This is a genomic window from Brevundimonas sp. Root1423, assembly GCF_001426805.1.
The window spans coordinates 318,276-339,043 of sequence record NZ_LMFL01000012.1 but is presented as its reverse complement, the minus strand read 5'-3'; the positions used below and the strand labels follow the sequence as shown (position 1 = coordinate 339,043).

18 protein-coding genes and 1 pseudogene are annotated in these 20,768 nt (G+C 69.7%); 2 read left to right on the top strand and 17 right to left on the bottom strand.

Translation table 11 applies throughout. From position 1 onward, the window contains the following. Window positions 1-88 precede the first annotated feature (88 nt). Window positions 89-601 (top strand): hypothetical protein, encoded by a 513-nt coding sequence (locus ASD25_RS08915; protein ID WP_056616435.1) that lies wholly within the window; start codon window positions 89-91, stop codon window positions 599-601. A 10-nt stretch (window positions 602-611) separates the two neighbouring features. Here ASD25_RS08915 and ASD25_RS08910 read toward each other — a convergent pair whose 3' ends face one another. From ASD25_RS08910 to ASD25_RS08840, 15 genes are all read right to left on the bottom strand, one after another. Then, window positions 612-1,028, bottom strand: coding sequence for a helix-turn-helix domain-containing protein (locus ASD25_RS08910; RefSeq protein ID WP_056616432.1), 417 nt, complete (start codon window positions 1,026-1,028; stop codon window positions 612-614). Between the two features lie 182 nt (window positions 1,029-1,210). Next, the gene (gene lnt, locus ASD25_RS08905; protein WP_082572295.1) at window positions 1,211-2,821 is read right to left on the bottom strand and encodes an apolipoprotein N-acyltransferase; all 1,611 of its coding nucleotides are present in this window, start codon (window positions 2,819-2,821) and stop codon (window positions 1,211-1,213) included. Then, window positions 2,796-3,257 carry an rRNA maturation RNase YbeY gene (gene ybeY / locus ASD25_RS08900; RefSeq protein ID WP_056616429.1) on the bottom strand — a complete coding sequence of 154 codons (462 nt, stop codon included), beginning with the start codon at window positions 3,255-3,257 and terminating at the stop codon, window positions 2,796-2,798. Before ybeY ends, lnt begins: the two co-directional genes overlap by 26 nt. Then, window positions 3,254-4,249 (bottom strand): PhoH family protein, encoded by a 996-nt coding sequence (locus ASD25_RS08895; RefSeq protein ID WP_056616426.1) that lies wholly within the window; start codon window positions 4,247-4,249, stop codon window positions 3,254-3,256. The genes ybeY and ASD25_RS08895 overlap by 4 nt, the downstream gene beginning before the upstream one ends. Continuing rightward, entirely contained in the window at window positions 4,250-5,686 is a 1,437-nt protein-coding gene (miaB, locus tag ASD25_RS08890; protein ID WP_056616423.1) for a tRNA (N6-isopentenyl adenosine(37)-C2)-methylthiotransferase MiaB, read from the bottom strand. A 57-nt stretch (window positions 5,687-5,743) separates the two neighbouring features. Then, complete coding sequence (locus ASD25_RS08885; RefSeq protein ID WP_056616421.1) at window positions 5,744-6,223, bottom strand: Fur family transcriptional regulator; 480 nt, start codon at window positions 6,221-6,223, stop codon at window positions 5,744-5,746. A gap of 28 nt (window positions 6,224-6,251) precedes the next feature. Then, entirely contained in the window at window positions 6,252-6,677 is a 426-nt protein-coding gene (locus ASD25_RS08880) for a GNAT family N-acetyltransferase (protein WP_056616418.1), read from the bottom strand. Continuing rightward, entirely contained in the window at window positions 6,674-7,351 is a 678-nt protein-coding gene (gene tsaB, locus ASD25_RS08875) for a tRNA (adenosine(37)-N6)-threonylcarbamoyltransferase complex dimerization subunit type 1 TsaB (protein ID WP_056616416.1), read from the bottom strand. Before tsaB ends, ASD25_RS08880 begins: the two co-directional genes overlap by 4 nt. A 22-nt stretch (window positions 7,352-7,373) precedes the next feature. Next, window positions 7,374-7,763, bottom strand: coding sequence for a helix-turn-helix domain-containing protein (locus tag ASD25_RS08870; protein ID WP_156389229.1), 390 nt, complete (start codon window positions 7,761-7,763; stop codon window positions 7,374-7,376). A 69-nt stretch (window positions 7,764-7,832) separates the two neighbouring features. Beyond that, window positions 7,833-8,429 (bottom strand): helix-turn-helix transcriptional regulator, encoded by a 597-nt coding sequence (locus tag ASD25_RS08865; protein ID WP_056616408.1) that lies wholly within the window; start codon window positions 8,427-8,429, stop codon window positions 7,833-7,835. 98 nt (window positions 8,430-8,527) lie between these two features. After that, the gene (locus ASD25_RS08860; RefSeq protein ID WP_056616407.1) at window positions 8,528-9,085 is read right to left on the bottom strand and encodes a NifU family protein; all 558 of its coding nucleotides are present in this window, start codon (window positions 9,083-9,085) and stop codon (window positions 8,528-8,530) included. A gap of 169 nt (window positions 9,086-9,254) precedes the next feature. Next, window positions 9,255-9,725, bottom strand: coding sequence for a universal stress protein (locus tag ASD25_RS08855; protein WP_056616400.1), 471 nt, complete (start codon window positions 9,723-9,725; stop codon window positions 9,255-9,257). A gap of 10 nt (window positions 9,726-9,735) precedes the next feature. Then, on the bottom strand, window positions 9,736-14,601 hold the full coding sequence (locus ASD25_RS08850; RefSeq protein ID WP_056616397.1) for an NAD-glutamate dehydrogenase: 4,866 nt from the start codon (window positions 14,599-14,601) through the stop codon (window positions 9,736-9,738). Window positions 14,602-14,801: 200 nt separating this feature from the next. Further along, a complete protein-coding gene (locus ASD25_RS08845; RefSeq protein ID WP_056616394.1) occupies window positions 14,802-15,641 on the bottom strand; it encodes an outer membrane protein in 840 nt (279 codons plus the stop codon). Window positions 15,642-15,951: 310 nt separating this feature from the next. After that, window positions 15,952-17,172, bottom strand: a complete 1,221-nt coding sequence (locus ASD25_RS08840) for an AI-2E family transporter (protein ID WP_369816560.1) — start codon at window positions 17,170-17,172, stop codon at window positions 15,952-15,954. Window positions 17,173-17,187: 15 nt separating this feature from the next. Here ASD25_RS08840 and ASD25_RS08835 point away from each other — a divergent pair. Next, window positions 17,188-18,724, top strand: a pseudogene (locus ASD25_RS08835) (helicase HerA-like domain-containing protein). 198 nt (window positions 18,725-18,922) lie between these two features. Here the strand turns inward: ASD25_RS08835 and ASD25_RS08830 are convergent. Together ASD25_RS08830 and timA are read right to left on the bottom strand one after the other, a co-directional pair. Continuing rightward, complete coding sequence (locus ASD25_RS08830; RefSeq protein WP_056616390.1) at window positions 18,923-20,038, bottom strand: MltA domain-containing protein; 1,116 nt, start codon at window positions 20,036-20,038, stop codon at window positions 18,923-18,925. After that, window positions 20,038-20,682, bottom strand: coding sequence for a TIM44-related membrane protein TimA (gene timA / locus ASD25_RS08825; RefSeq protein WP_235562676.1), 645 nt, complete (start codon window positions 20,680-20,682; stop codon window positions 20,038-20,040). The genes ASD25_RS08830 and timA overlap by 1 nt, the downstream gene beginning before the upstream one ends. Between the last annotated feature and the right edge of the window lie 86 nt (window positions 20,683-20,768).

The following is a 20,768-nucleotide window of genomic DNA, read 5'->3' as shown; positions in this document are numbered from 1 at the left end:
GGGACCGGGCCCCAGATCGGAACATTGCCAGAACATAAGACCTGTGGTTATGTCGAAGCTCGGGAGTTTCAACCTTTGGGAGGATAGAATGATCTCCAGGCTCTGGAACGGAGGCGTCATCGCGGTGCTGCTATCGGCATGCGGCAACGGCGGCTCGGCTGTGGAAACGCGCGAGCGGGCGGCGGAAGGGGCCGGCGAAGCGGTGCTGACCGCCGCGGGCAGCATCCCTGCGCAGGCCGCCACGGCCTCGCTCGATGCGGAAGTTCCGAAACCCGCTCTGACCGCGAACCGGCGCGAGACGGTGGACGCCAAGGTGGCGCGGCTGTTCGAGCGCAACGGCGCGGATTTCGGGGCGCGGTCGCCGCAGGATTACCTGGCCAAGGTGCAGGCCTTCACGACGCGACCGCCCGCCGGTACGGACCGGGTCGAACGGCCCAATGGCGATGTGCTGCTGTATCAGGCCTCGACCAACACCTTCGCGGTGGTCTCGCGCGACGGCGTGCCAAAGACGATGTTCAAGCCGCGCGAGGGGGTGGCTTACTGGACAGAACAGAAGGACCGCGCCCCGACCTTCGGCCGGCGGCGGGCTTCACAGGAATAGCGGACAAGGATCAGACCTCGTCCGTCTCCTTGCGGTCGGCCATGTCGCGGATCAACTCCAGCGCCAGCTTCTGCTGCCGGCTGGACAGCTGGGGCGCCAGGCGGCCGATCTCGATGGTGTAGCGCGTGGCCGGGAAGTCGTGCTCGAACGCCGCGCCGCCCTCAGCCACGCCCGCCATCTGGGCGCCGCTCAGGCCTTCGAAGAAATAGCCGATGTCGACCTTGAAGAACCGGGCGATGTCCCAGAGCTTCGAAGCCGAAACCCGGTTGGCGCCCTTCTCGTATTTCTGGATCTGCTGGAAGGTCAGGCCAAGGGCCCGACCGAGGTCACTCTGGTTGTAGCCGAGCGCCAGCCTCTTCTCGCAGACACGCCGGCCGACATGCCGGTCTACGGGATGAGGTCCGTCCTCGCCCTTGCCTCTCGCCATCGTTACTCGTCCTTCGGTTGGTACCGTAGAGCCTGAATGCGCCCGGCTGTGCCTGCTGTCATCTAAAAATGCAAAAACGCGAGTGTCAGACCCAGCCTTGGTTGAGTAACGGGTTCCACGCTTCGCGCGACGCGGGAAAACTCCCCATATCGGCGAATTTTATACCCGATCCGACGGACCTTTTACCGGCGACGCAGCCGACTCCATGGAGCAGCCAAGGCCAGTCCCGCCAGCACCGCAAGCCAGAACGGGATGTCTCCGAGCCGGCCATAGGGCGTCAGACCGGTGGGCCGGGGCAGGCGCGCGTCGATCACCCCGCTTTCGCCGGGCTCCAGCCTCTGGTCGCCGACGACCCGACCCCAGGGGTCGATCATGGCCGAAACGCCGGTCGGGGTGGACCGGACGACCGGCAGTCCGGTCTCGATCGCGCGATAGCTGGCCAGATTCAGATGCTGCAGCGGCCCTGAGGTGCGGCCGAACCAGGCGTCGTTGGAGATGTTGACGATCCACCCCGGCCGCCCTGCGCCGCCGGGTGTGAAACCCGGGTACAGGCTCTCGTAGCAGATCAGCGGCTGTGCCCGGGGCGCGCCCGGAATGTCGATCGGCGCGGGCAGCGGTCCGGCGCTGAAATCGGTCGGCATATGCGTCAGGCTGCGCACACCCAGCGCCCCCATGATTCCGCCCGCAGGCAGATATTCGCCAAACGGCACCAGCCGGTATTTGTCATAGGTGGCGCTGACCCGCAGGCCGCTCTCGCCCTCGTCGCTCAGCACGAACAGGCTGTTGAAATAACGCCCCCCCTCGGGCGCAGACGGATCGGGCACGCCTCGCCCCAGACCCATGATCAGGCTCTGCCCCGGCTGCACCGCGCGGGCGATCGCCTCCGCGTCCGCCGAACCCGGTGCGAACACCTGATTGGCCGAAGCCGGAAGCGCCCCCTCGGGCCAGATGATCAGGTCCGGGACAACCGCGCCGGGGCGGGCGGTCAGATTGACGTAACGGTCGACGATGCCGCGATAGGCCTCGGGCGACCATTTGGATTCCTGGGGCACGTCAGCCTGGACGATCCGCACCACGGTGTCCGTGAGCTCCAGCCGCGCCTGAGCCAGCCGCATCGTCCCGCCGACGACAAGCGCGCCCAGCGCCGCCGCGCCCAGCGCCGCCGCCGCGATCCGGTCCCGGCGCGGTCCGGCCCCCAGCAGGGGGGCGAAGGCCGCAGCCGCCGCTACGGTGACGAAGCTCAGGCCATAGACGCCCGCGACCGCCGCGAACTGCGAACCCGCCGAGCCGGCCTTCCAGCTCGCCCCGGCCGGATTCCACGGGAAGCCGGTCAGCACATGGCCGCGCAGCCATTCCAGCAGGCAGAACAGGGCGGCGAAGACCAGCGCGCGCCGCACGCCCTGCGGCATGAATTTACGGTAGAGTGCCGTCGCCGTCCCCCAGAACAGGCCCAGCCCGATCGGCAGCAGACTGGCCGCGAACGGCGCCATCCACGCCTGCGCCGGATTGACCAGAAAGGCCTCGGCCACCCACCAGCAGCTGATGAAGAAATAGGCGAAGCCGGCCAGCCATCCCATCCAGAAGGCCCCGCGCGCGCCGGTCGACCGTTCGGACAGGAACATCAGCAGGGCGTAGCCCAGCAGGCCGGGCAGGACGCCGAACGGCGGATGCGCCAGCGCCGCGGCCGCGCCGGCGGCCAGCGCCAGACCGATGCGTCCGAACCGCAGGATCAGCCGCGCGCGCGGGCTCCCGGTCGGCAGGTCGGTATCAAGCGTCGCCTTGGGATGGGTCATCGCGCCTGTATGGGTCGGCGACGCCCAGGCTGGCAAGAATGGATCGCTCCTCGCCCTCCATCGTCTCGGCCTCGTCCTCGGCCTCATGGTCGCGGCCGAGCAGATGCAGCACGCCGTGGACCGTCAGATGGCTGAGATGATCCGCCAGCGTCTTGCCCTGCGCCCCGGCCTCCGCCGCGCAGACTCCGTAAGCCAGCACGAGATCGCCGAGGTGCGGCGCGGCGCTCTCCGCGGCCGGGAAGGACAGCACGTTCGTGGGCCGGTCCCTGTCGCGGAAGCGGGCGTTAAGGTCGCGCACGCCCTCATCGTCGGTGAGCAGCACCACGACATCGCCCTCGACAGCACCCAGTGCGGCGGCTGCGGCCCGTCCGGCCACGGTTTCGACGTCCGGCAGGGCGGCGGTCCAGGCCTCGTCCTCGATCTCGACCTCGATCATGCGTCGGGATCTTCGAGGTCAGCGGCGGGGCGACGGGCGGCCGCGTCGGCGTCATAGGCGCGCACGATCCGCTCGACCATGGCGTGGCGCACGACGTCCTGGGCCTGGAAGCGTTGCACCCCGACGCCCTTCACATCCTCGAGGATGCGCAGGGCGTGTTTCAGGCCGGAGTCGCGCGGGTTCAGCAGGTCGACCTGCGACGGGTCGCCCGTCACCACCATCCGCGCGCCCTCGCCGAGGCGGGTCAGCACCATCTTCATCTGCAGCCGCGAGGTGTTCTGGGCCTCGTCGACGATGATGAAGGCGTGGGCCAGGGTCCGGCCGCGCATGAAGGCGATCGGCGCGGCCTCGATCTCGCCCTTGTCACGCCGGCGGCGGACGTCGTCGGGACCGAGGATGTCGTTCAGCGCCTCCCAGATGGGGGCCAGATAGGGGTCGACCTTCTCGTTCAGGTCGCCGGGCAGGAAGCCCAGCTTCTCGCCCGCCTCGACCGCGGGCCGGGTGATGACCAGCCGGTCCACCTGCCCCCGCCGCAGCAGGGAGGCGCCATAGGCCGCCGCCAGAAACGTCTTGCCCGTGCCCGCCGGACCGACGCCGAAGGTCAGTTCGCAATGGGACAGCAGCGACAGATAGTTGGCCTGGGCCGCCGTCTTGGGCGCGATCGCCCCGCGCCGGCCAACCGGCAGGGCGATGGCGTCGGGCGCGACGCTCCCCTGCCCTGCCATCGGCTGCGCCGCGGCGGCGCCCAACGCCGTGCGCACGTCGGCCTCGGTGATCTCGGCGCCCGTCTCGGCGCGATTGGCGAGGGTCTCGATGACCCGCTTCGCCTGCGACCGATCCTTCGACGAGCCATTGATCGACACCCCGCCACCGGGCGTCTCCACCAGAACCTTGAAGCGGTCCTCGATCAGCGCCAGGTGCCGGCTGCCCGGACCGATGACGGCGCGCAGGGCTTCGTCGCCCAGGGCCAGAAACTCACTCTCACGCGCCATTCACACTCCTTGCGCCCTATCGCTCCGCGCGCCGCGCGTCGCTGCTTGAGGGCGGGTTTCCGCCAGCCGGCCCTTCAGCGAATTCTGCTGGCCGTATTCGATCGTCACCGGAACGATCCGGCCGATCAGATGATCCGCATCGTCGACGTGAACAGATTGCAGCCAGGGCGAACGCCCCACCGCCTGGGCTCCGTGCCGGCCCTTCTTCTCGAACAGGACGCCGAAGGTCCGGCCCGCCTTGTCCTGATTGAAGGCCAGTTGCTGTTCGGCCAGAAGCGCCTGAAGCGCGTGCAGCCGTTCCCGCGAAACCTCATCCGGAACCTGCCCCGCCATGGTGGCGGCGGGCGTGCCCGGGCGCGGCGAATACATGAAGGCGAAGGCCGAGGCGTAGTTCACCCGCCGCACCAGATCCATCGTGTCCTCGAAGTCCCGATCCGTCTCGCCCGGGAAGCCGACGATGAAGTCGCCGGCCATGGCGATGTCCGGCCGCGCCGTGCGGATGCGATCGATCAGCTCGAAATACTTCGTCCGCCCGTGCTTGCGGTTCATCAGCCGCAGCACCCGGTCGGAGCCCGCCTGCACCGGCAGGTGCAGCCAGGGCATCAGGGCGTCCAGCTGGCCATGCGCGGCGATCAGTTCGTCGGACATGTCGTTGGGGTGGCTGGTCGTATAGCGGATGCGGTCCAGCCCAGGGATCTCGGCCAGTTCGTACGCCAGCCGCGCCAGCGACGACGGCTTCCCGTCAGGCCCCTCGCCGTCATAGGCGTTGACGTTCTGGCCCAGCAGCGTGACCTCGCGCACGCCCCTGGACGCCAGTTCTCGCGCCTCGGCGAGCACGGCCGCCACCGGCCGCGACCATTCGGCGCCGCGCGTATAGGGCACGACGCAGAAGGTGCAGAATTTGTCGCATCCCTCCTGCACCGTCAGGAAGGCCGTCGGCCCGTCGACGCCGCGGACCTGCGGCAGGGCGTCGAATTTGTCGACGGGGGCGAAGTCGGCCCCGATCCGTTCGCCCCGCGCCCGCGCCGTCCGGGTCAGCAGTTCGGGCAGCTGGTGATAGGCCTGCGGCCCGACCACGATATCCACCGCGGGCTGGCGGCGCATGATCTCCTCGCCCTCGGCCTGGGCGACGCAGCCGGCGACGGCGATGGTCATGCGCGGCTTGCCCGCGGCCAGACGCCGGTCCCGCATCTCGCGCAGCTTGCCCAGCTCGGAATAGACCTTCTCGGCCGCCTTCTCGCGGATATGGCAGGTGTTGAGGATGACGAAGTCCGCGTCCCCCGGCGCGTCGGTGGTCGCATAGCCCAGCGGCCGCAGCACATCGGCCATGCGCTCGGAGTCATAGACGTTCATCTGGCAGCCGTAGGTCTTGATGAACAGGCGTTTGGGCGCGGCCTGTCCATCCGACGCCGCCGGCGGGACGAGGGTCTCGGTCATGGGGTGGCTTTTAATCCGGGCGCCGGCTTCACGCCATGCCCGCGGATACGACCGGGGTCAGCCGACGTCCGACGGGTCGACGCGCGCGGCGTGGCGCTTGAAGATCAGCCCATCGCGGGCGCCCGGCTCGGCGCCCTCGATCGGTTTGCCGTAGAGCTCCAGCTTGTGGCCGATCAGTTCGAAGCCCAGTCGTGCGGCGATCTCGGACTTCAGCCGTTCGATCTCGGCGTCGAAGAATTCGATGACCTCGCCCGTGCGGGTGTCGATCAGGTGGTCGTGATGGTCGTCGCCGGCCTCTTCATAGCGGCTGCGACCGTCGCCGAAGTCGTGCTTCTCGACCACCCCGGCCTCCTCGAACAGGCGCACCGTGCGATAGACGGTGGCGATCGAGATGTGCGGGTCGATGGCGGAGGCGCGGCGGTACAGCTCCTCGACGTCCGGATGGTCCTCGGCGCTGGACAGCACGCGCGCGATGACGCGGCGCTGTTCGGTCATCCGCATGCCGCGGTCGGCGCAAAGTTTTTCGATCCGGTCCATGCGCCGCAGGATAGGCGGGCCGCCCCCGCTAGGGAAGCCGTCCGGGCAAGTTGAGAGCCAGTAGCAAGGCGTCCCGCCGCGAGCCGTCGGCCCGGGCGTAATAACGCGGCCGCCGACCGGCCTCCTCGAACCCCGCGCGGGCGTAAAGGGCGCGCGCCGCCTCGTTGTCGTCGGCCACCTCGAGGAACAGCCGGGTCGCCCCGCGCGCCGCCGCCTCGGCCGCGCCGCGGGCGACGAGGTCGGCCCCCACGCCGCATCGCCGGGCCGCGGGGCGCACGGCGAACGTCAGGATTTCCGCCTCGTCGGCGACCGTCCGCATCAGGATGAAGCCGCCGGGCGTCTCGACCAGATGCACCCCGCCCTGCCCCATCAGGCTCTCGAACGCGGCGGCGTCCCAGGGCGCGTCGAAGGCCTCTGCGTGCAGGGCGGCCAGCCGGGCGGCGGTCTCGATCATGGCCGCGCGGGCCGGGCCTGCCCCGGCAGGCGGGTGGGCGGGGCGGCGTCCGGCGCGCGCAGATAAAGGGGTCGGGGCGGAGATTGCGCGGGATCGGCCCCCGCCGTCAGCCGCGCCAGAGCCTCGGGCGCCGGTCCCGACAGGGGCATGCACGTCAACGCCGGAAATGCTTCGGCGAAGAGGGGTGCGCCCGACCCGATCAGAACAGCGCCAGAAGGGAGGTCCCCGATCCGCGCCGTCGCCGCCTCAAGCGACAATGCCTCCGCCGGTCCGTCCGCGACGCCCTTGGTCCAGAACCGCGCATAGACCTGCCCCCGCCGCGCATCGATCAGCGCCGCCATGGCCCCGCCCTCTTCCGACGCCGCCAGAGCATCCAGACTGGACACCCCGACCACCGGCCGGTCCAGCGCCGCACCCAGCCCCTGGGCGAAGGCCAGGCCGACGCGCAGGCCGGTGAACGACCCCGGGCCCACCGTCACCCCGATCCGGTCGATCGCTTCGAAACCCGGCCCCGCCTCGGCCGCCGCATCTCTTGCGAAGCCTGCCAGTCGTTCCGAATGCCCTTTGGTCATCGGCTCCGACCGCAGGCCCAGCCGACGCACATCCGCGCCCGACACCTCAAACACCCCGGCGGTGCAAAGGCCCAAGGCCGTATCGACGACCAGCACCCTCATGTCCGCACTCCGGCGCGTGCGTTCAGACGTCCCGCGCCAGCGCCTGGACGATGCGCGCCACGGCCTTGCGCACCTCGCGGTCCGCGATCATCGGAAAGCCGGTCGCCACCGCCCGGCCGTCCATCGTTGCGGTGATGAAGCGCAGCCCGGCCCAGCCGTCGTCGGCCGCCCCCCGCGCCGTCTCGACTGGCGGAAAGAAGCTTTCGACCGAGGTCCCCAGCACCGTCGCAGCCCGGTGCAGCCGAGACGCCGAGATGCGGTTCTGCCCCGTCTCGTATTTCTGGACCTGCTGGAAGCTGATCCCCATCTGCTGGGCGAGAGCGCTCTGCGACAGGCCCAACGCCGAACGCCGCAAGCCCATCCGCGCGCCCACATAGGCGTCCACGTCGTCCCGACCGCCGATCCTCGCCATATTCGCTCGCCTCCTTTTCCACCCCGGAGAGTTTCATGGAAACGAAAACGTTGCAATAAATTAGTTTCATCAGCGTTCCAGCCGCGCCGTCACCGCGGACACGGAGCAGGTGTCGCCGCGCGCGATCCGCTCTTCGGCGTTCAGCCCCGCCGGTCCGCCGCGCACCACCAGCACATCCGCGTCGGCCCGGTCGTACAGCCGCACCCGTGTCTCGCCGTCGGCCATCTCGATGACGCAGCCCTGATCGCGCCGCGGCCATCGTCCCGGCTCATACTCCAGCACCACGCCTGAGGCGGCCCAGGGCGCGAGGTCGTCGTTGGAAAGCTGTACACGCCGGGTTGCGACAGGCGTCGAGGGCGCAGCGATGAAGCCCCGGCCCGCGCTGGACACGCCGTCCGCACCGACGGGTCGCTCGGGTTTCTCGTCGGCCGGCCCTTGAACCAGCGCCAACGCCTCGACCGTGGCGCCGATCGCGCCGGTCAGCCGCCGCTGCACATCGGGACGGAACAGGCCTGATCGCTTGCCGGATTCGTACAGACCCCAGCCCTGGCTGGTCATGCCGGCGCGCTGCCCGGCCTCGGCCTGGCTCAGGCCCGCCTCGCGGCGCAGGGCGGCGAGGGCCTCGCCGAGACGTCGGGCGTCCTCATCGCTTTCAAACCGGGGCATGGATCGATGATGGCGCCGTCCGGCTGCGGAAGCGAGACGTATTCGTTTCAGGCCGCGCTCAAACAGCCGGGCGAACGCGTCTCGAGCGATAACGCCCCTTAAAACACCTGCTCAACGCGCGTCACTTCCGGGACGTAGTGTTTCATCATCTGCTCGACCCCGGCCTTCAGCGTCGCCGAGGACGAGGGGCAGCCGGCGCAGGCGCCGCGCATGCGCAGGGTCAGGACGCCGGTCTCCTCGTCGAAGGCGTCGAACAGGATGTCGCCGCCGTCCTGGGCCACGGCCGGGCGGATGCGGCTGTCCAGCAGCTGTTTGATCTCGGCGACGATTTCGGTGTCCTCGGCGGTGGACTGTGCGGCCGCCGCGGATCCGCCGCGCATGAGGGGCGCGCCCGAGACGAAATGATCCATGACGGCGGCCAGGATGGGGGCCTTCATGGTCGCCCACTCCGGGCCCTGCGCCTCGCGCGTCACCGAGACGTAGTCGTAGCCGAAGAAGACGCCCGTCACGCCCTCGAGCGCGAACAGGGCCTCGGCCAGCGGCGAGGCGGCGGCCTCATCCGCATTGACGAAGTCGGTCGGCGACTGCGCAACATCCCGCCCCGGCAGGAATTTCAGCACATTCGGATTGGGGGTGGGTTCGGTCTGGATGAACATGGCGGGTAAGTGCGCCGTGAGCGGCTCGGGTTCAAGGCCTGCGTCTCCCTCCCCTTCATGGGGAGGGTGGTCGCGTAGCGACCGGGTGGGGAAGTCCGGCCCCTACCCCACCCTGTCGTCGCTTCGCGCCGACATCCCTCCCCACAAGGGGGAGGGAGAAAGCTACCACCTAAGCCAGGTCCTCGATGTCCTTCTCGGTCAGCTCCCCCGGCACGATGGTGACCGGCAGTTTCCGCCCCGTGAAGGCGGCGCCCTGTTTGACTACCGCCCCGACCAGAGGCCCCGGGCCGCGCCCGCCGCTGCCTGCCGCCAGCACCAGAATCTTGATCTCGGGATCCTCGCCGACAACCTTTCGGATCGCCGCCTGGGCCTCGCCGCGTTCGATCAGCAGCATCGGCGTCGCGCCCGAACGCTCCGCGGCCTCGTCGGCCCATTTGTTCAGCAGGGTCTCGGCCTCGAGCCGCGTCTGGCGCTCGATCTCCTCGCGCACGCCGGACCAGTGGGCGTCCGCCGCCGCCGCCGGGATGACGCGCAGCATGGCCACCCGCCCGCCGGTCGAACGGGCCCGCCGCGCGGCGTAGCGCAGGGCGGACTCGAACTCCGGGCTGTCGTCGACGACGACCAGAAACTTGCGCGGCATGGATAAGCCCTCAGCCTGCGGCTGAGGCTATCTCACGAATGGCGCCGTTGGCGATGGTCAGTTTCGCGAAGGTCCAGCCCGAGCCCGAGGCCTCGATCTCGTCGACCGAGTTGCGCACGCCTTCCACCGTCTCCAGACGCGGCCCGATCCAGGCGTCGACGGCGGTCTCCGCCGCCGCCTCGCTGGCCCCGACCGAGGCCTTGGAGCCCTTGGCCACGGCGCGGGTCAGCAGGACGTGTTCGGCCATCAGATCCTCGATCAGGCGGCGCACCGCCAGACTGTCGAAATGATCCGCCATCGGCACATGACCCGCAGCGGCGCGAAGCCGGTCGATGTCGAAGGCCGCGCCGACCTGATGGTACAGCATGGCCATGGCCGGCTCCGGCCATTTCGCCTCGCGGGCCAGATCGCCGATGTCGACGGTGGCGACCAGCGGCCGCAGCATGGCGAAGTCGCGCGCCATGGCCTTGGACGCGCCCAGGCCGATGAAGGTCTGGACCCGGTCCTCGAGCCGCGCCTGTTCGAACCGCGACAGCACCGCGCCTCCGGCGGCGCGCAGGGCGTCGGCCGCGGGGCGGTAGGCCTCGATCAGCTGGCCGACCGTGCAGCCCTTGCGCATGGCGCGGCGGGCCAGGAAGAAGGTCTGGCGGCGCAGCACGGTGGCGATTTCCCCGTAAAGGGCCATCTGGGCCTCGGCCGGGATCTTCCGGTCGAGGGCCGACACCGCGTCCCACGCCTCGTCGAGGCGGAAGATCTGGCGCGCGGCCTCGAAGGCGATGACCATGGCCCCCGTGTCGCAGCGCGTCGCCTGACGCAGCCGCTCGGGGAAGGTCGGCCCGGCCATGTTGACGATCTCGTTCGACAGGATCGTCGAGATGATCTCACGCCGCAGCCGGTGGCGCTGCATATCGGCTTCGTATTTCGCCAGCGGGGCCGGGAAATAGCGGACCAGGGTCTGTTTGAAGAAGGCGTCGTCGGGGGCCGCCGAGGCGACGATGTCGTCGAACAGCTCCAGCTTGGAATAGGCGGTAAGCACGGCCAGTTCGGGCCGGGTCAGCGCCTGACCCGAGGCCTTCATCTCGGCCAGCTTCAGATCGTCGGGCAGGCCCTCGACCTTGCGGTCCAGCTTACCCTTCGACCCCAGCCACTGCATGAACCGCTGTTGGGAATCCAGCGCCTGCGCGCCTTCCGCCTCCTGCAGCGAGATCGCCAGCGTCTGGTCGTAGTTGTGGGCCAGCACCTTCAGCCCGACCTCGTCAGTCATGGAGGCCAGCAGGGCGTCGCGCTTGTCGGCCTTCAACGAGCCCGAGGCGATGGCGGTGCCGGTCAGGATCTTGATGTTGACCTCGTGATCGGACGAATCCACGCCCGCGGAGTTGTCGATGGCGTCTGTGTTGATCCGGCCGCCGCTTCTCGCGAAGGCGATGCGGCCAGCCTGGGTCAGGCCCAGGTTGGCGCCCTCGCCGATGACCTTGGCCTTCACCTCGCCGCCGTCGATACGGATGGCGTCATTGGCCTTGTCGCCGACCTGGGCGTCGCTCTCGGTCGGAGCCTTCACATAGGTGCCGATGCCGCCGAAATAGAGCAGCTCGGCGGGCGCCTTCAGGATGGCCTTCATCAGGGCAGCCGGGTCGAGAACGTCCTCCTGGATGTCGAGCGCCGCCTTGATCTGCGGCGTCAGCTGGATCGACTTGGCCGAGCGCGGGAAGATCCCGCCGCCCTTCGAAATCTTCTTCTTGTCGTAGTCCTGCCAGGAGGAGCGCGGCAGGCGGAACATGCGTTCGCGCTCGACCCAGCTCGTGGCCGGATCCGGGGTCGGGTCGATGAAGATGTCGCGGTGGTCGAAGGCCGCGACCAGCTGGATCTGTTTCGACAGCAGCATGCCGTTGCCGAACACGTCGCCGCTCATGTCGCCGACGCCGACGACGGTGAAGGGTTCGGACTGGATGTCCTTGCCCATCTCGCGGAAGTGGCGCTTGACCGCTTCCCAGGCGCCGCGGGCCGTGATGCCCATGACCTTGTGGTCGTAGCCGACCGAGCCGCCCGAGGCGAAGGCGTCGTCCAGCCAGAAGCCGTAGTCGCGCGACACGCCGTTGGCGATGTCGGAGAACGTCGCGGTGCCCTTGTCGGCGGCCACGACCAGATAGGGGTCGTCGCCCTCGAAGCGGATCACATGCTGGGGCGGAACGACCTTGCCCTTGGCGTTGATGTTGTCAGTGACGTCCAGCAGACCCGACAGGAAGGTCTTGTAGGCGCGGATGGCCTCGCCCTGCTGGGCGTCGCGGTCGCCCCCGGCGCGCACGATGGCGGCCAGATGTTTGGGGAAGAAGCCGCCCTTGGAGCCGACCGGCACGATGACGGCGTTCTTGACCTGCTGCGCCTTGACCAGACCCAGCACCTCGGTGCGGAAGTCGTCGCGGCGGTCAGACCAGCGAAGGCCGCCGCGCGCCACGGGGCCGAAGCGCAGGTGGACGCCCTCGATATGCGGCGCCCAGACGAAGATCTCGCGGAACGGCTTGGGCAGCGGCAGGTCGGCCAGTTCGCGCGAGGCGATCTTGATCGAGATGTGCGCCTTGGGCCGGCCGTCGGGTCCCGCCTGATAATAGTTGGTCCGCTTGATCGCCTCGACCAGCAGGGCCATCCGGCGCAGCGCGCGGTCGTGGTCCAGACTCTTCACGTCCTGCAGCAGGGCGTTGATGCCGGCGACCAGTTTGGCGACCGCGGCCTCGCGGCTTTCGCCGTCGCCGCCCCGGGCCGGATCGAACTTCGTTTCGAACAATTCGAGGATCGCGCGCGCCACGGCGGGATAGTCGCGCAGCGCCTCTTCCTGCACGGCCTGCGACGGGTCGAGACCGGTCTGCTGGCGATAGCGGGCGAGGGTGCGAACCAGCGCCGCCTCGCGCCAGTCGACGCCGAGCTCCAGCACCAGACGGTTGAAGCCGTCGCTCTCGGTCAGGCCGGTCCAGACGGCCGAGAAGGCGGCCTCGAACGGTCCCTTCACGTCCTCGAACTTCAGGTCGCCGCCGCGCGGGTCCTCGAGCAGGAATTCATGGACATGGATGTTCTGGCCGCCGGTCGGCTTCAGGGCGTGGCCCCATTCCTCCAGCGTCTTCAGCCCCATGTCGGCCAGGATCGGCAGCACGTCCGAAAGCGGCACGGCCGAGCCGCGGCGATACAGTTTGAAGCGGAAGTTCAGCGGGCCGTCTTCCGCCGTGCGGAAGGCGCGAACCGACACGGGATCGCCCGAGCCGACCTGACCCGATGTGTTCAGTCCGTCGATCGCCTGCAGGTCGCGCACGGCCTCGTCCGCGTCATAGCGGTCGCGATAGCCGGCGCCGAAGGCATCGGCCCAGCGCACGCTCAGCGGGCCGACGGCGACGTCGTCCACGTCTGCGGCGCGCAGGGCGGCTTCGAACAGGTCGATCCAGCTGCGGCCGGCCTCGGCGACCCGGGCCTCCAGCTCGGTTTGATCCGGGCACGGATGATCGCCCGGGGTGACGCCGATGATGTAGTGGATGCGCACCAGCGGCTGGTCCGACAGCTGCGGATACCAGGCCGACATCCGCCCGCCCCAGGCCTTGGCCAGGATGCCGCCGATCCGTTCACGGACCGAGGCGTCGAACCGCTCGCGCGGAATAAAGGCGAGGATCGAAACGAACCGGTCGAAAGGGTCCTTGCGCGTGAAGATCTTGATCCGGGGCCGGTCGTGCAGGTGCAGGATGCCCAGCGAGATATCCAGCAGCTCGTCCTCGCCGATCTGGAAGAGTTCGTCGCGCGGATAGTTCTCGAGGATGTTCTTCAGCCGCTTGTGGCTGTGGCTGCCCTCGATCTTGCCGCCGCGGGCCAGGGCGCCGGCGACCTTGCGCCGGATCAGCGGGACCTCGGCGGCGGCCCGGTCATAGGCCTCGGCGGTGAACAGGCCGACGAAGCGGGTCTCGCCCGACGGACGCCCGTCCGGGCCGAACCGCTTGACCCCGACGTAGTCCATATAGGCCCGGCGGTGCACCCGCGACCGGACGTTGGCCTTGGCCACCGTCACCGGTTCGGACAGGTCCAGCTGTTTCTTCATCGATCTGGTCAGCACCGCCGGCTCATTGGCGCGGCGCAGCACCGTCCGGTTCGGATCGGCCAGCACGCCCAGACCGGCGCCCGATTGCGACAACGGCGCCTCGGCCTCGTAGCCGCCGTCCTTCGAGCGCGGATAGTCGTAGTCGCGCGCGCCGAGGAAGACGAAATGGTCCTGCTGCAGCCAGCGCAGGAATTCCAGATTCTCGGCCAGAACCTCCGGGGCCACGCCCTTGGGTCCGCCCTCCAGATGTTCGATCGAGCGCGCCATCAGGCCCGCCATCGCCGCATGGTCGTTCACCGCTCCGGCCACATCGGCCATGGTCGCGGACATTTCCTCGCCGAGGGCGTCGCGACGTTCCTGCGGCAGGGGGTCGATGACCACCACGATGACGGATTCCCGTCCGCCGTCCTCGTCGGTGACCGGATGGTACAGCGAGCGTACGGTGACGCCGGCCTCGGCCAGTTCGCCCATTACGCTGTCGACGAGGAAGGGGCGGTCGTCCTGAATGACGGTCAGCAGATCGTAGCCGGCCGCCCGCCCGTCGGCGCCGGTCACCGGCGAGACGGTGATCCGCGCCGGTTCGCCGTGGGCGCGGCCTTCGGCGGCCTTCCAGACATTGGCCAGCAGCACGGCCAGGTCGTCGCCGCCCAGTTCCGGGGTCTCGTCCGCCGCATAGTCCTCAAAGGCCTGGGCGAGGAAGTCCAGCGCGCGGGCGTCGGGCTTGACCGTCAGGGCCTTGCGGAACCGCTTCTCCAGCGCCTCCAGCGTGATCGCCTGAGGAAGCTTTGACGCCGGTTCGCCGGACATGGGCAGGTCTCTTGCAGACGCGGCCTCAGCATCGGCCGCCGGATGGGGGCTCAGACTAGGCCGCTTCGCCACCGGGGCAAGGCCGCTGTCCGATGGCCGCCTGACTAGGCCAGCCGGCCCGTCCGGGGAACCCCCAAAAGCGAAAACGCCGGCCCCGTTTCCGGAGCCGGCGTCGCCGATCGCTGATCGTCGGGAAGCGACTAGAAGCGGACGTTCATGCCGATGCGCAGAGCGTGAAGCTCCAGATCGTCATTGCTGCGCATCATGTCCGTCCCGGCCGTGTTGGGGGCCAGGATGAAGGGGTTGGTGGCCGGAGCCGTCCCCTGACCGACGCGCACGACATAGTCGCCGGGCTGGAGGTTTGAGTAGAGGTACTCGCCGGTGACCGACAGGTTACGGGCCAGCTTCCATTCGACGCCCGCGCCCAGCTGATAGCCGTCGGCGTCGTCCTCATTCACCGTCTCGGTGAAGCTGTTGGCCGTGTTGGTGGTGCGGAAGCTGTTCTCGACCTTGGCCTTGGCGGCGCCGGCCGTGGCGTAATACAGGGCCCGGCCGACGGGGAAGCCGACGCGGGCGCGGATGGCGGCCATCTGGTCCACCTGACGGGTGAAGACATAGGCGGCCGGAGTGGTGCTGAAGCCGGTGACCGAGTCTTCCAGATCCACGGCGCTCAGTTCGCCGACCAGACCCACGACCAGCGGACCGAGCTGCATGTCGTAGCCGGCGCGGATCGAACCATCGACGCCGGTCGGGTCGATGTCGCAGCCGCCGCCCGCGGCCTGGGCCGTCGCTGCGCCGTCGCAGGAACCCGGGCTGAAGGCGTCATTGGTCGTGCCGTTCAGCACCACGGTGTCGTCGAACTGACCATCGAAGTCGCGGTCGAAGACCAGACCTTCGCCGGCCTCCTCGTTGTTCTCGACCACGCCGCCGTAGACGCCGATGTAGGGGCCGGTCCAGTCGGGAGCGGATTGAGCCAGGGCGGGCGCCGCGACGCCGGCCAGCAGGACCGCCAGGGAAGCGGCGGAGAGAGTTCTGTACATGGGGAGTATCCTTCGAGCTGTTCGCGGACCGTCCGCGCTTCGCCCTTCCGCCGCCGCTAACGGGGACCTCGCACGCCCGTTCCGCCCGGATCGCGGTTCGATCAGGCCCTGTGGCGCGGATGTCGCGCAGCGGGTTCCGGATACGACAAGGCCGCCGAACTTGCGTTCGGCGGCCTGCTTCGGATCGGCGCCCGGGGAGGGGGAGGGTCGGCGCCGATCTGTCCACCGCGGCTTGGGGGAGGGGGAGGGGCCGCGGCGACAGGGATGAGATAGGCGCCGGTTGTGACCAATCAAGGGCGGCGGATGGGCCTCAGTCGGTCGCAGACTGCGGCGGGTTGACGCGGCTTCGCTTGTTCCCGACCGGCTTCGGCTCGTCGTCCTCGGCATAGGGTTCGCCGTCGCCCGACAGCAGGATCGCCATCCAGCGAGAGCCCTTGAACTCGGCCAGCACGGCCATGGCCATGACCGCCAGCGGCGTCGACAGGAACATGCCGACCACGCCCCACAGCTGACCCCAGAGGGCCAGCGACAGCAGCACCACCACCGGATCGATGTTCTGGTTGTCGCCCTGCATGCGCGGCTGGATCATGTTGCCGCTGATGAACAGGATCGCCTGCAATCCGATCAGCAACACCGCGGCCGGCCAGTAGCTTTCGAACTGCACCAGGGCGAACAGCGGCGGCGCCAGACCGGCGACGGCCCCGCCCAGCACCGGGATGAAGCCGACCACGAAGATGACGAAGGTCCAGAACTCGGCGTTCTGCAGCCCTACCGCCCGCATCAGCAGCCAGGCGGCGGCGCAGATCATGGCCCCGGTGACGGTCTGGACCCACAGATAGCCCTCGACCCCGCCACGCACCCGGTGAAACACCTCCAGCGCCTCGGCGCGGCTCTCTCGGGCCGGGAACAGGCCGACCAGCTTGCGCCGGAACCCGGACTGCGAGGCCAGCAGGAAGGCCAGATAGACCATGACGAAGAAGGCGCCCGACAGAATCCCCTGCGCCTGCATGGCCGCGGCCGTCAGATAGCTGCGCACGTCCAGACCGCTCAGCAGCTCGGCCGCCGTCGGCGCCGTCTCGACGCCGAACATCCGTCCGCCGTCGATCAGAATCTGGTCGATCCGCGGCCCGATCCGGCCGGTGATGCCGGTCGCCTGGTCGAAGAAGCCGGCGGCTCCGTTGACGATGATGACGATGGAAATCAGGAAGCCCACCACCACGACCGTCAGCGCCGCCGCGCCGGCCCAGCGGCCCGGGATCGGCGTCCGCGCCTCGATCGACCGCTTCACTCCGTCGACCATGATCATCAGGAAGATCGCCATGGCCAGCGGCGTCAGTATGCCGCGCAGCCAGTAGAGCGCCGCTCCGGCCGCCACCACGGCGATGAGGACCAGCGCGTTGCGCGCGACGGAGGAGGTCGGCAGGACGATGGGCGGTTTCATAGGTGCATGGTCGGCGGCGTCGCGGGTTCGGTCAATGATCTCGACAAGGCGCTTGTGGCCCGGGGCCGGGCGCGGGAATGTGGGCGGCATTCAGGAGCTCTCCCCATGACCGACGCCCCCGGCATCTTCCTCGGCCAATCCATGGACGGAGGGGCGGGTGACGGCGCGAACCTGGCCCAGACCCTCCTGCTCAACCGCGCCAACCGCCACGGCGTTGTCGCCGGCGCCACCGGCACCGGCAAGACGGTCACCCTGCAGATCATGGCCCAAGGCTTTTCCGACGCCGGCGTCCCGGTCTTCTGCGCCGATGTGAAAGGCGACCTGTCGGGCGTCTGCGTCCCCGGCTCCCCCAATGAGAAGCTGCTGGCCCGCGCCGCCTCCATGGGGCTGACGCTTCAACCCAAGGCCGCGCCGGTGGTCTTCTGGGACCTGTACGGCCTCAAGGGCCATCCGATCCGCACCACCGTCTCCGAGATCGGCCCGGTGCTTCTGGCGCGGATGCTGAACCTCAACGAGGTGCAGGAAGGCGTCCTGTCCGTCCTGTTCCACGTCGCCGACACCGAAAAGCTGCTGCTGCTCGACCTCGACGACCTGCGCGCCATGCTGGCCTATCTCGGCGAGAACGCCGAGCGGATCGGCCGCGAGGTCGGCAATGTCGCCCCCGCCTCCATCGCGTCGATCCAGCGCGCCGTGCTCCAGCTGGAGCAGCAGGGCGGCAAGGCCTTCTTCGGCGAACCGGCCCTGCGGCTGGAAGACATGATGCGCACCGGTCTGGACGGCCGCGGTCAGGTCAATGTGCTGGACGCGACGAAGCTGATGGCCAGCCCGCGCCTCTACGCCGCCTTCCTGCTCTGGCTGCTGTCGGAGCTGTTCGAACAGCTGCCCGAGGTCGGCGACCCCGACAAGCCGCGCCTCGTCTTCTTCTTCGACGAGGCCCACCTGCTGTTCACGCTCCAAGGGCGTCGGCGTCTATTTCGTCACCCAGAACCCGGCCGACATTCCCGACAGCGTCCTGGCCCAGCTCGGCAACCGCATCCAGCATGCGCTCCGCGCCTACACCCCCGCCGAACAACGGGGCCTGAAGGCGGCCTCCGAGAGCTTCCGCGCCAACCCCGCCTTCGACACGGCCGAGGCCATCCAGGGTCTGGGCGTCGGCGAGGCGCTGGTCTCGACGCTGGACGAAAAGGGCGCGCCCCGCGTCGTGGCCCGCACCGCCATCCGCCCGCCGGACAGCCGTCTGGGCCCGGCGACCGACGCCGAGCGCGCCGCCGTCATGGCCGCCAGCCCGGTGCGTGGTCTGTACGAGACCATGGTCGATCGCGAATCCGCCGAGGAAATCCTGAACGCCCGCCGCGGCGAACAGGACCAGGCCGCCGCTGACGCCAAACTGGCCGAGGCCCGCGCCAAGGCCGAGGCTGCCGCCGCGAAGGATGCGGAGAAGGCCGCCGCCGCCCGCGAGAAGGAACAGGCCCGCGAACAGGCCCGCTACGACCGGGAGGTGGCGCGTCCTCGCGCTGCGCCCCGCCGCTCGACGCGGGAAACGCCGATCGAGGCGGCCACCAAATCGGTACTGCGGACGGCGGGGTCCACGCTCACGCGGGAACTGCTGCGCGGCCTGCTGGGCGGGCTGAAGCGGCGGTAGCACCCGTCTCCTCCCTGTCGGCGAAGCCGATGGGGAGGGGGACCGCCCGCGCGACTCAGCGCGGGGGGTGGAGGGGGCGGCGCCGACGGAGAGTGATTTGCGGAAGGCTGGCTGACCCTTGCGCCGCCCCCTCCGTCACGGCGCGAAGCCGCGCCGCGCCACCTCCCCATCGCTGCGCGACAGGGAGGAGACACTGAGCTACCCCTTCGGAACCAGCCGCCACATTCGCAGCGGATGCCGCACGGTCCCGGCCTCGGCCCCCGCAGCCTCGCCCCGGCCCATATAGAGATCGGCGCGGACCGGGCCACGGATGGCCGAGCCGGTGTCCAGCGCCATGACCAGACCCTGATAGCTGCCCCGGGCCCCGGTCAGGTTTCCGCCGTCGGCCGAGATCCACACCAGATCGCCATAGCGCCAGCTGGCCGGGTCGACCGCGATGGCGCGCCGGGCGGGCAGGGGAATGCCCGCCGCCCCGGCGGGGTCGCCCCCGTCGTCGGGGTCCACCTTGAAGAAAATGTAGCGCGGATTCAGCGCCATCACCTCGCGCGCCTCGGCGCCCCGATGGGCCGCCAGCCAGGCGCGAATGGCGTCGCCCGAGGTTCCGTTGCGGGGCAGCAGTCCCCGGTCCGCCATCGGCCGCGCGATGCCGGTGAAGGGTCGGCCATTGTCGGCGGCGTAGGCCGCGCGGAACCGCGATCCGTCCTCCAGCGTCAGATAGCCCGAGCCCTGGATCTGCATAAAGAACAGGTCCTCGGCCCGCATCCAGGCGAGGGCGTCGTCGTGGGGGCCGACCTCCAGATCGGAACGTACAGCCATGACGTCGCCGCGCGACCAGAGCGGGGGCCGGGGCAGGACAGGCGCGTCGAACTCGGCGCTCGGCCTCGTCCGGGCAGGGTATTCCGGCGCAAAATAGGAGGTGAGCAACCCGGGACCGCCGTCCGTCGTCTCGGCCGCCACGACGGTGAAGCCGTTCTCGAAGAAGGCGCGCGCTGCCGCGCGGGTCACCGGCCTCGACGTCTGTTTGATGTGCGTGGCCTCGGCGCACTGCGCGCGGGCGGCGGCTTCACGGGCCGCCGTGCAGCCTACGGCATAGGCCTCGAAGGCCGCCAGATGGTCCTCGCCGGACCAGCCGGGCAGGGAGGCCGGGCTCAATCCGGCAGGGGCAACCGGCGCGGGACGTGGCGGCGCCGGCCGGGGCTGGGCGGGAGAGGGCGCAGACGACGGCAGCGGCGGCGGGCCGGGGACGGGTGTCGTCGCGCAACCCGCCAGCATGACCAGCGCCAGCGCGGCGACCCCGGGCCCTGCGCCCCGCATCAGGCGGCGGCGGGTTCGGTGCGGGCCAGGACCCAGTTCGGATCGCTGGCGCCGAGGGTCCGTTCGAAGGTCCACAGTTCGGCGACGCGGCGCTCCTCGATCTGCGGCTCCGCGGCGGCGTCCGCGGGCGTCACCGTATTGCGCAGTTCGGCCAGGAAGCGGACCTTGGCCATGGCGCGGTTCTCCTCGGCGGAAGCGAGCTCCAGATCGGCGCGGGCGGGGTGCAGGAATTCGGCGACCTCGGTTTCGGCCCGGGCCTCGCGCGCGGCGATGCCGGCCTCGAACGAGGCCATGACGGTCGGGGTCAGCAGGGGCTTCAGCGTCTCGCGGTCGCCGGCGGCGTAGGCCCGCACGATGGTCTCATGCGCCTGTCGCGCGCCCTCGAGGAAGCGGACGGGGTCGAAATTGGGATCGCGGGCCTTCAGACCGGCGATGGACGCGGCGGTGACGGCGTCCAGAACGTTCGGACGGGCCCCGGCCGCTTCGGCCTTGGCGCCGGCGGGGATGGTCGCCGGCTTGGCGCGGGCGTCATCCTCGGGCTGACGGCCGACCTTCTTGCCCAGCACATTGTAGAGCTGGAACAGGACGATAGCGGCGATCACGGCGAAGATGACGATCTGAATCTGGACCGGCGGCACTGGCAATCCTTGACTGGCGTCCGCGAAACGGCGGGCGCGACGGTTGACGATTAGGGGCTGATATAGGGCCGCGCAACCTGAACCGCCCCTGA